Source organism: Achromobacter sp. UBA2119, from assembly GCF_002331005.1.
GTDB classification, from domain to species: Bacteria; Pseudomonadota; Gammaproteobacteria; order Burkholderiales; family Burkholderiaceae_B; genus Achromobacter; species Achromobacter animicus.
In genome coordinates this window covers 451,942-462,871 of the sequence record NZ_DCYD01000018.1, presented here as the reverse complement: position 1 = coordinate 462,871, position 10,930 = coordinate 451,942, and the positions used below count along the sequence as shown (strand labels likewise).

Sequence of the window (10,930 nt, the reverse complement as noted above, 5' to 3'; positions counted from 1 at the left end):
ACGTATGATTTTGAAGTTCGTCAGATGAGAACTTGATCGCGTTCGCAAGTGCTTCGTTTGATGGTGGCCGGGGTCAGCCACGCGCGTTGCAAATCTCATTGGCTCAGCACCAATGCCACCACGCTCAACGAACGACTTTTATTGCGATAACTTTCACGCGCCCAAAAAAAGCAGGGCCCGTGCAGGCAGCATCGCCACCCGCACAGGCTCTGACTCGCGCCATCGCATCAACCCGCTTCGCCCTTCCCGGGCGCAGGCTGCCCATTCGAGCTTCGCACCAACCCCATCTGCACCGCGATGTACGCGGCCTCGGCCTGGTTGCGCGCATTGAGCTTCCAGTACAGCGTGCGCGCATGGCTCTTGACGGTGGCGACCGAGATGCCGACCTGCTGGCCGATCTCGCGCATCGTCTTACCCTGCACAAGGAGCTGCAGGATTTCCTCCTGCCGCTGCGTAAGTTCACGCAGCTCCTGCACGGACGCGTGTGTCGTGCTGGGCGGCCTGCCTGCGGGTTGGGGATAGCATTCGCCGCCTGCGATCACCAGGCTGACGGCCGCGGCCAGCGCGTCGGGGCTGGACGCCTTGGGCAGATAGCCCGCGACGCCGGCGCGCGCGCACGCGGCCATGACGCTCTGGTCCATCGCCGAATACAGCACAAGCACCAGCCTGGGCATGAAGAACGCCATCGCCTGGGAAAGAAGCCCGATGTCCTGCTCCGCAGTGCCGCTGCAACCGACCACCAGCAACTCCACTGGCTTGTTGATCGAGCTGGACATATTGAGAAGGTGAGCTGGCGAGATGGCCAGGATATCGTCGGCGTTGCGCACACGTTCCAGCACATGCTGAATTGCGACACGAAGCAGAGCGTAGTCTTCGATCAGTACGGTTGTCATCCCGGGAAGAACCTTGTGACGCATGGCCCATTACGGCTCCCATGACGCTGGCGCGACGCCGCGCAAGGCGCGGGTTCACGCGCGTCGCCAGGTTCAAGGGAATCCTGTCCGCAGCCTTGGGATTGCAGTGGCGAGACTAAGTGATTCGCCCTATCAATCCATGCTTGCGGACACAACTCATGCTATCAGCGGCTACGTTCGCTGAATCTCGTTCAGGAGGATGATTGGTGGCGGAAAGCGAGGTGACAGCAACCCGAACACCTGCTTTCTATGCCTTAGCCGTATTGGCTATGCGCAACCCCGGCAGCGTTGGAACTGGACGTTCCTGCTGCCGGGCAGGCAGCGCAAAACTGACTCAACCGAGCTTGCGCCCATAGATCTGCCCGGCATCCACTTCGCGCCCGTTCGGTTCATGCCATTCCAAGGTCGCACCGCGTTGCAGCGCCGCGTAAACGGCTTCGCCCTTGTTCTTGACATGCAGGCGTTGATACAGCGTGCACGCGTGCGTCTTGGCCGTCGCCACCGAGATGTTCAACATCCGGCTGACGGTCTTGATGGGATAACCCCGTGCAAGCAGCACCAGCACTTCGTACTGGCGCGGCGTGATCTGCAGGAGCTGTGCCCCCGCGCTCACGGGCATGGTGCCCTTCGAGCCGGCTTCTTCCGCGTCCCGCGACGGCAAGGCGCATACGGTGGAGGCCGGAGCCTGCAGCGCCTGTTCGCTGGGGAAGCATTGCCCGCCCGCCATGACCAGGCGGATGGCGGCCTCGAGGATCTCGACCGAAGCCGTTTTCATCAGGCAACCGTACACACTGGCGCCAGGCAGGCCTTGCACCGGCATGGGCAAGGGCATGACGTCCGTCAAAAGCAGAATCCGCTTGGGCGTCAGAACGCGCTGAATCTCGTGCAACGCGCTCCATGCTTCATCGGTATCCACTGGCAAACCATAGATCAGAAGATCGGCGCCCGCGTGCACGCCGTCGGCCTTGGACACGTCCGCAAGGCCCATCCCCTCGATCTCCCACACATCATCCAACTTGCTAAGAATCTGCCACAAACCCAACCGCAGTAGCGGATGAGCTTCAATCAGGACCATCTTGGCCATGGTGTCCTCCCGGTTTTTCGACGGGCCTAGAAGGGATCTTCGCTGTGCTGAAGACTATTTTTTATCCAGCCCTGCGGGGGTGGTCCGCATATCCCGGAATATCTAATGAAGCTGAACCGGGATGTTTGGGCTGGGCGACTTTGGTAGCCAACATAACGGATGGCATGGAACCCATCTTATGGTTCGGATTTGTCAAAATCAAGACGTTTCAGGGCGATATAATCCGACAAAATCAGAAATCAATCGTTAGCCTTAATCACGTTCCTAAATATGGATGAGAAGTTCATCTCGTCCTTTTCGCCGCTAGGGTTTTCACCAGCGGCGACGGGCTTCGGGGACGTGTCTCCCTCTATGAAACGGCCCGTCAGGGCGGCCCGCACAGGCGCTCTGGCCCTTGTTACAGACGAAAAAAAGCCGCGTCGGGACATCAGCCGGACGCGGCGTCGAATAGCCGGTGGAAGAGGGAAACCTGTCAACTTGTATCCGTAGACACATCAAGCCCGTGAACAGTCCCTGTATTCGAAATAACGGTAACATTTTTTATTTACACGCCCGCAGGCGGATTTACTCCATATAGGCGAAGTCAAATACCGTGTGCCCCCCCTGATGATGCCAATGGTGCATTGAAGCATGGCGTTTTCTCAGGAAGTTTGCGTAGTGGATTTCGCCGTCGGTTTCGACATAGGTGGAAGGCGTCAATTCCTCGATCTGGTTGAGCGAGACACCCTTGCCGTAGTGACAGAAGCCCTGGTACTGCGCGCACCGGATCACGTCTCCCCCAGGCGAGACAACGATTCCGGCGTTGCGGGCGCGCATCGGGTTGCGCACGATCGGGTTGCAGGCGTGCGGCGCCCAGGTCGTGGAACGTGGCGAATCGGAGAAGAACGCGAACAGCTCGTCGCAATGGCTCTGCCCGTCCGTCCGATCGATATTTGTTAATAGCCACCAGTATTCGCCGTGTTTAAAAATAATGGTATCCACGGCCGAAATATTGGTCATCAGATTAACATCAAGCTCCCATTTCAGCGGAAATTCAGTGCATTTCCACAGTTCAATACTGCGATTTCCGCACGTTTCCGGAACCATGTACGTCACGCCTTCGTGTTCAAAAATATACGGAAACGAAAGGTGATAGGGCAGGTTCAGCGCAGTGCCCAGCAGCCGGAAAGCCCCGTCGGAGTAGGTCGCGACCGAGATCGTGCCCTTACGGGACGTAAAATCGTAGTCTTCGAAAAATATATATGGTTTTTTATCGTGCGTATAAACGAAAGGGTCGGCGAAAAACCGGCCCTTTGGCGGCTGCAATACCATGGCTTCGGAGACCACGGCCTGCTGGCGCGCAGACGGAAACATACCGATCCGCCAGCGGACATTGCGTTTCATGATGCGGCGCACAACAAGATCGGACATTAACCAAGCCTGGCGCGCAATATATGCAGCGCTATCCCACTCTGCCGGATCGGCCCGGCGCGGGCCGCTCATGATCTGCATGGCGGGCGGGGCGACGCCCGGGCGGTCATGGGCCAGCGCCTGCAAGGCGTCGTAGACCATGAAGTTTCCCAAACTGAATGCGCGCGCCTGATTCTTCAGCCAGAACACTTCCGTATTGAAGCTGCGCTGGTCCAGAAGCTCGTCGTCTTCCTGCCTGGCGCCCACGCGCCAGAGTTTCACGGTGGTGTGATCCTCGCGCTGAAAGACCTCCCAGAAACCCGCATACCGGCTTGTCGCCACCGCAATATCGGAATAGCTCAACTGCCAGACGCCCAGCCGCGACCAACTGGCGAGTTGCGCCCGTGTGGCCGGCGACGCACCCAGCGTGATGACCAGGTCCAGCCCCAGCGCCTGGACCTCGGTGCGCGCGTGCGGATCCTCGTCCCCCGGCGCCAGCGGGATCACCGACGCGCCCGCCTCCTGCAGGCCATCGCGCATGTCGCGGCAGGCCAGCATGTCCCGCTGCTTCTGCGGCAGCAGTTTGCCTTCCAGACGCGACAGCGAGCCAAACAGTGCCTTCACGCTCAGCCTGGGCGCGGTATCGGCGGCTTCGCCGTTCATCACCAGCAGTGCCGTCAGGTCGAAATCCTGGCTATGGAGTAACCACTCAACCATCTCGTGCATCCAGCCGGGTTGCTCATACCCGTCAACCAGCAGTCCCACCTTGTACGTCTTCATTTCTCGTGCTCCTGTATCAGGGCGATTGGCCTGCCGCGCCGTGACTGCGCAGGTGCCTCGCCCGGCACACACCCGGGGCAATGCGTTCATGTTCTCGCGCTGATACTGCGGGGTTTTGGGCGTGCGTTCCAGAGCACATTCATCCTAGGGCCGGTGTCCGAGGCCGATCGGCCAAAACTCAACCTGGCGGACATGTCGCGCCTCATCCTTCTTTCCGGCGGGTCTCGTCCTTACGCCCGATGCGAAGCGCACGTGCCGCAAAACCGACATATCACGCGCGCACGGTTAGGGGTAAACCCTATTGGGGATAGCAGAGGCTCGCCTCTCATTCCTGCCTCCCGCATAATGCTTTGAAACAAACGTTTGAATTCAACCTTATGCAAGAAATCCGCGCCACGTCCACCAGAGAAACCATCCTCGACACCGCCGAGTCCCTGTTCGCGCAACAGGGACACGAAGCGACGTCGATGCGCCAGATCACGGGCGCGGCCGGTGTGAATCTCGCTTCGGTGAACTATCACTTCGGCTCGAAAGAGTCACTCGTGCAGGCGGTGCTCAAACGCCGCCTGGAAGTGCTGAATCGCGAGCGCATGCGCCTTCTGGACGAACTCGAGGCGCAATCCGGCGGCAAGCCCCTGAAGCCCTCCCAGATCGTGGACGCGTTCTTCGGCACCCTCCTGCGTCTGGCCGCCGATCCGGCGCAGGCCGGCAGCACCTTCCTGCCGCTGCTGGAGCGCACGATGACCGACCCCACGGATTTCATCCGCGCGCTGTTTGCCGAGGAATATGCCGACGTGCTCGCGCGCTACCGCAACGCGCTGTTCGCCGCCCTGCCCGACGTGCCGCGCGCCGAGATCATCTGGCGCTTCCAGTTCATGCTGGGCGCGACGTCGTACGCCATCATGGGCACCGACCTGCTGCGCTCGGTCACCGGTCTGGCCGGCGACGAGGCGGAACAGCCCAACGACCGCGAGCTGCTCTTGCCGCGCCTGAAGAGTTTCCTGCTGGGCGGGCTGCGCTCGCCCCTGCCGCACTTGAACGCAAGCCCCGGAGGCGCCTGACCGCCTTCCACCGCAACAGGCCGGCGAGCCGCCTTCGGTCACCGCCAGGCAACTGAAGAACAACGAGGAGACAAGAAAATGTACGCAGTCATCGTCGCGCTGGTTGTCATTGCGCTCCTGGCCGCCGTGTTGCTGGGCGTGCGCCCCATCCGGCGGGCGCTGCTGTCCGCGCCTATCTTCAACCTGTACCGCAAGGTGCTGCCGCAGATGTCCGACACCGAGCGCGATGCGCTCGAGGCCGGCACGGTCTGGTGGGAAGGCGAACTCTTTCGCGGCCGTCCCGACTGGAGCCGCCTGCTGGCGTATCCGCGCCCCCGCCTGACCGAAGAAGAGCAGCGCTTCCTGGACAACCAGGCCGAAGCCGCCTGCCGCATGGTCAATGACTGGAACGTCACGCAAGAGCGCTTCGACCTGCCCGCCGACGTCTGGAACTACCTGAAGTCCGAGGGTTTCCTCGGCATGATCATTCCCAAGCAATACGGCGGCCTCGCGTTTTCCGCGTACGCCCACTCCGAAATCGTGACCAAGCTGTCCACGCGGTCCTCCGCGCTGGCCGTGTCGGTCATGGTGCCGAATTCGCTCGGTCCCGCGGAATTGCTGCTGCATTACGGCACCGAAGAGCAAAAGAACCATTACCTGCCGCGTCTTGCGCGCGGCGAAGAGGTGCCGGCTTTCGCGCTGACCAGCCCGTGGGCAGGCTCGGACGCCGCAGCCATTCCCGACAGCGGCATCGTCTGCAAGGGTGAATGGCAGGGCCGCGAAGTCATCGGCATGCGCGTCACCTGGGACAAGCGCTACATCACGCTGGCGCCCGTCTGCACGCTGCTGGGCCTGGCGTTCCGCCTGTACGATCCGGACGGGCTGCTGGGCGGCAAGAAGGACCTGGGCATCACCTGCGCGCTCGTGCCGCATGATCACCCCGGCGTGGACACCGGCCGCCGCCACTTCCCGCTGAACGCCATGTTCATGAACGGCCCGACGCGCGGCACTGACGTCTTCATGCCGCTGGACTTCATCATCGGCGGTCCCGCCATGGCCGGCCAGGGCTGGCGCATGCTGATGGAATGCCTGGCCGCGGGGCGCTCGATCTCGCTGCCCTCTTCCAACACCGGCATGTCCAAGTTGACGGCGCGCGCAGTGGGCGGCTATGCCCGCGTGCGCAGCCAGTTCCGCATGCCGGTCGGCAAGTTCGAAGGCGTCGAAGAGGCGCTGGCCCGCATCGGCGGCAACACCTACATGATGGACGCCGCGCGCACCATGACGGCGGGCGCGGTGGACCTGGGCGAGAAGCCCTCGGTCGTGTCGGCCATCGTGAAGTACCACGTCACCGAACGCGCGCGCCAGGTCGTCAACGACGGCATGGACGTGATCGGCGGCAAGGGCATCTGCCTGGGACCGTCCAATTTCCTGGGCCGCGCCTACCAGCAGATCCCCATCGGGATCACCGTGGAAGGCGCCAACATCCTGACGCGCAGCCTGATCATCTTCGGCCAGGGCGCAATCCGCTGCCATCCTTATGTGCTGGCGGAAATGCAGGCCGCGCAATCGCCGGACCGCAAGCAGGGGCTGGATGATTTCGATGCCGCGTTCTGGGGCCATGCGGGCTTCGTGGTGCGCAACACGCTGCGGGCGCTGGGCACCTCGCTCACCGGCGCGCGCTTTGTGGCCGTCAACGCCGACGTCGCACCGGACATGAAGCGCTACTACCAGCTCCTGGGCCGCTACTCGGCCGCCTTTGCACTGCTGGCCGACACGTCGATGCTGGTGCTGGGCGGCAGCCTGAAGCGCCGCGAGCGTCTGTCGGCGCGCCTGGGTGATGTGCTGTCGCAGATGTACCTGATCAGCGCAACGCTCAAGCGCTTCGAGGACGAAGGCCGCCAGAAGGCCGACGCGCCGCTGGCGCACTGGTCGATCCAGGACGCGCTGTGCAAGTTGCAGGAGGCCTTTGACGGCGTGCTGGATAACTTCCCGAATCGCGCTGTCGCGTGGATCATCCGCCGCATCGTGTTCCCGTGGGGCCACAGCCAGATCCCGCCGTCCGACCAGCTTGGCCAGGACGTGGCCCGGCTGCTGATCAGCCCCAGCGCAACGCGCGACCGCCTGACGGCAGGCTGCCACCTGCCCGATACCGCGGACGAACCCGTGGGTGCGATCGAGCAGGCGCTGGCCGCCACGCTGGAGGCCGAGCCCATCGAGGCCAAGATCCGCGAGATCGAAAAACGCGGCGTGCTGGACGGCAATCCGCAAGCCAACGTGCGCGACATCGCCGACGCGGCGGTCACCATCGGCGCGATCACCGCCGAAGAGTATGCGGTCGTCAAACGCCGCAACCGCTTGCGCGATACCGTCGTCAAAGTGGATGATTTCCCCTTTGACCTCGGCGCCGCCGACGCAGACCGGCCCACGGCCGAACGCAAGGTCGCCTGAGGGAGGAAGCGGATGGCATTCAAACCGGTTTACGTCGTCGATGGTTCACGCACGCCTTTCCTGAAGGCCCGCGCGGGCCCGGGACCCTTCTCCGCCGGGGATCTGGCGGTACAGGCCGGCCGCGCCTTGCTGCTGCGCCAACCCTACGCGCCCACGGATCTGGACGAGGTCATCGTCGGCTGCGCCGCGCCCTCGCCCGAGGAAGTCAACATCGGCCGCGTGATCTCGCTGCGGCTGGGCTGCGGCGACCGGGTGCCGGGGTGGACCGTCATGCGCAACTGCGCGTCGGGCATGCAGGCGCTGGACTCCGCCATCGCCAACATCCAGAACGGCCGTTCGCACCTGGTGCTGGCCGGCGGCACCGATGCGCTGTCTCGCGCGCCGGTGTTGTTTTCGGACGGCATGGTGCGCTGGCTGTCGCGCTGGTACGCCGCGCGCGGCCTGGGCGCCAAGCTCAAGGCGCTGGGCGGCTTCAGGCCGAAACACCTGGCGCCCGTCATCGGATTGCTCAAGGGGCTGACGGACCCGGTGGTGGGACTGTCGATGGGACAGACCGCCGAAAACGTCGCCACGCTCTTTCACATCGACCGCGCCGCGATGGACGCCTATGCGGCGCGCAGCCACCAGCGCGCGCTTGCGGCGCGCGCGGCCGGCATGCCCGAGATCACGCCGCTCATCGACACGCAGGGCAAGCTGCATCCCCACGATGACGGCGTGCGCGACGACTCCACGCCGGACAAGCTGGCCAAGCTCAAGCCCGTGTTCGACAAGCCCTGGGGCAACATCACCGCAGGCAACAGCTCGCAGGTCACCGACGGCGCCGCGATGCTGGTGCTGGCCTCGGAAGAGGCCGTTCAGAAATGGAACCTGCGCCCGCTGGGCCGCATCGTCGATACGCAATGGGCCGGGCTGGATCCCGCGATCATGGGGCTGGGCCCCGTGCATGCCGCCACGCCGATCCTGCAGCGCCACGGCCTGGGCTTGAATGACCTGGATTTGTGGGAGATCAACGAGGCCTTCGCGGCGCAGGTGCTAGGCTGCCTGGCCGCGTGGCGGGACGAGGCCTACTGCCAGCAGAATTTCGGCACACCTGCCTGGGGCGAACTGGACCCTGCACGGCTCAACGTCGACGGCGGCGCCATCGCCATCGGCCACCCGGTGGGCGCGTCTGGCGCCCGCATCGTGCTGCATCTGCTGCACGCGCTCAAGCGCCGCGGCGCCCGGCGCGGCATGGCGGCCATCTGCATCGGCGGCGGTCAAGGCGGCGCGATGCTGGTCGAAACCCTGGACGAGGACCGCCCATGACGACACTGGACACGCTTTCCCACTGGCGCCTGGACCGCGACCCCGACGGGCTCGCCTGGCTGACCTTCGACCGCGCCGGCAGCGCGGTCAACGCGCTGTCGGCCGACACGATGGCCGAGCTCTCCGTGGTGCTGGACGCGCTGGACGCCGATCCGCCCAAAGGCCTCATCATCCAGTCCGGCAAGGCCACCGGCTTCATCGTGGGCGCCGACGTCAACGAATTCGCCACGCTGGACACGCCCGAGCAGGCGCGCGGGCTGGTGTCGCGCGGCTGGAACCTCATGAATCGCCTGGCCGGCGTGCGCTATCCCACGCTGGCGCTGATCCAGGGTCATTGCCTGGGCGGCGGCCTTGAATTGGCACTGGCCTGCCGCTACCGGCTGGTGGCCGATCAGCCCGGCGCCTCGCTGGCGCTGCCTGAAGTCATGCTGGGCATCTTCCCCGGCTGGGGCGGCATGCTGCGCCTGCCGCAGGTGATCGGCGCGCCCGCCGCGCTGGACATGATGCTGACCGGCCGCGGCGCCGATGCGCGCCGCGCGGCCTCGCTGGGGCTGGTCGACGCGCGTGTTCCCCCGCGGCTGCTGCTCGCCGCGGCGCGCCAGACCGTGCTGTCGCGCAAGCCTGCCCGGCGCGCGCGCGGCTTGGGCGGACTGCTGAACCGCAGGCCGTTCAAGGCCATCGTCGCCAACCGCGCCCGCAAGCAGATCGCGGCCAAGGATCCGCTCGGCCACTACCCGGCCGCGCCCGCCATCGTGGAGATCTGGGAAAAACATGGGGGCAATGCGCTGAAGGCGCCCGACCTCATCGACCGCATCATTTCGTCCGGCACCGCGCGCAACCTGCTGCGCGTATTCCGCCTGCAGGAGCGCCTGAAGGCCAATGGCAAGCAGCCCGGCGTCGCGCCGGCCCGTCACGTCCATGTGGTGGGTGCGGGCGTGATGGGCGGCGACATCGCCGCCTGGTGCGCGCTCAAGGGCATGACCGTCACGCTGCAGGACCAGGAGATGTCGCGCATCGCGCCCGCCATCAAGCGCGCCGCCGAACTCTACGCGCGCCGCCTGAAGGATCCGCGCCTGGCGCGCGCCGCGCTCGACCGGCTGGTCCCGGATCCGGCGGGCGGCGGCGTGCCGCTGGCGGACGTCATCATCGAAGCCATCAGCGAGCAGCCCGATGCCAAGCGCGCGCTGTACCAGTCGCTGGAGCCGCGCATGAAGCCCGACGCGCTGCTGGCCACCAACACGTCCAGCCTGTCGCTCGAAACGCTCCGCGAGGGCCTGGCCCGTCCGGATCGTCTGGTAGGCATCCACTTCTTCAACCCCGTGGCCAAGATGCCGCTGGTGGAAGTCGTGCACGCGGACGATGGCGATCCCGCCATAGAAGCCCGCGCCTGCGCCTTTGTCGGCCAGATCGACAAGCTGGCGCTGCCGGTCAAGAGCGCGCCCGGCTTTCTCGTCAATGCGGTGCTGGCGCCCTACATGCTGCAGGCCATGCGCAGCGTGGACGACGGCGTCGCGCCGGAAACCGTGGACGCCGCCATGGTGGCCTTCGGCATGCCGATGGGACCGCTGGAACTGGCGGACACCGTGGGCCTGGACATCGCGCGGGACGCTGGCGCGCAGCTTGCCGACGGCGCGGCGCCGCCGCGATGCCTGGCAGACCGTCTGGCCCGCAACGAACTCGGCAAGAAAAGCGGCAAGGGCTTTTACACCTGGCGCGACGGCAAGCCGGTCAAGCAACGCGACCCCGCCGCCGCCCCGGCAGGCCTGGCGCAACGCCTGATCCAGCCGCTGATCGACGCCACGCGGCAACGCGTGTCCAGCGGCATCGTGGCCGACGCCGACCTGGCCGACGCCGGCGTGATTTTTGGAACGGGCTTCGCGCCTTTCACGGGCGGCCCCTTGCATTACGAAGACGGCAGCACCCAGCAGCACCGCAGCACAGCGGCTCGCGCCGAATAGACCGGCAGCAAC

At 64.9% G+C, this 10,930-nt stretch carries 7 protein-coding genes; 4 read left to right on the top strand and 3 right to left on the bottom strand.

What is annotated here, in order from left to right; genetic code table 11:
• Nucleotides 1-227: 227 nt before the first annotated feature.
• The 3 genes from B3098_RS23255 to B3098_RS23245 form a co-directional block, all read right to left on the bottom strand.
• Nucleotides 228-893 (bottom strand): response regulator transcription factor, encoded by a 666-nt coding sequence (locus tag B3098_RS23255; RefSeq protein WP_191575823.1) that lies wholly within the window; start codon nt 891-893, stop codon nt 228-230.
• Between the two features lie 355 nt (nt 894-1,248).
• Nucleotides 1,249-1,998 carry a response regulator transcription factor gene (locus B3098_RS23250; RefSeq protein ID WP_175138027.1) on the bottom strand — a complete coding sequence of 250 codons (750 nt, stop codon included), beginning with the start codon at nt 1,996-1,998 and terminating at the stop codon, nt 1,249-1,251.
• Nucleotides 1,999-2,562: 564 nt separating this feature from the next.
• Nucleotides 2,563-4,167, bottom strand: a complete 1,605-nt coding sequence (locus B3098_RS23245) for a glucosamine inositolphosphorylceramide transferase family protein (RefSeq protein ID WP_286899217.1) — start codon at nt 4,165-4,167, stop codon at nt 2,563-2,565.
• 377 nt (nt 4,168-4,544) lie between these two features.
• On the opposite strand from B3098_RS23245, the gene B3098_RS23240 reads away from it, so the two are divergent.
• The 4 genes from B3098_RS23240 to B3098_RS23225 all read left to right on the top strand — a co-directional run bounded on the left by B3098_RS23240 (nt 4,545) and on the right by B3098_RS23225 (nt 10,918).
• Nucleotides 4,545-5,228, top strand: a complete 684-nt coding sequence (locus tag B3098_RS23240; RefSeq protein WP_286899215.1) for a TetR/AcrR family transcriptional regulator — start codon at nt 4,545-4,547, stop codon at nt 5,226-5,228.
• Between the two features lie 78 nt (nt 5,229-5,306).
• Nucleotides 5,307-7,655 carry an acyl-CoA dehydrogenase gene (locus tag B3098_RS23235; protein WP_286899214.1) on the top strand — a complete coding sequence of 783 codons (2,349 nt, stop codon included), beginning with the start codon at nt 5,307-5,309 and terminating at the stop codon, nt 7,653-7,655.
• 12 nt (nt 7,656-7,667) lie between these two features.
• Nucleotides 7,668-8,960: an acetyl-CoA C-acetyltransferase gene (locus tag B3098_RS23230; RefSeq protein ID WP_286899213.1), complete on the top strand. Its 1,293-nt coding sequence runs from the start codon at nt 7,668-7,670 to the stop codon at nt 8,958-8,960.
• On the top strand, nt 8,957-10,918 hold the full coding sequence (locus B3098_RS23225) for a 3-hydroxyacyl-CoA dehydrogenase NAD-binding domain-containing protein (RefSeq protein WP_286899210.1): 1,962 nt from the start codon (nt 8,957-8,959) through the stop codon (nt 10,916-10,918). The genes B3098_RS23230 and B3098_RS23225 overlap by 4 nt, the downstream gene beginning before the upstream one ends.
• The last annotated feature ends 12 nt before the right edge of the window (nt 10,919-10,930 follow it).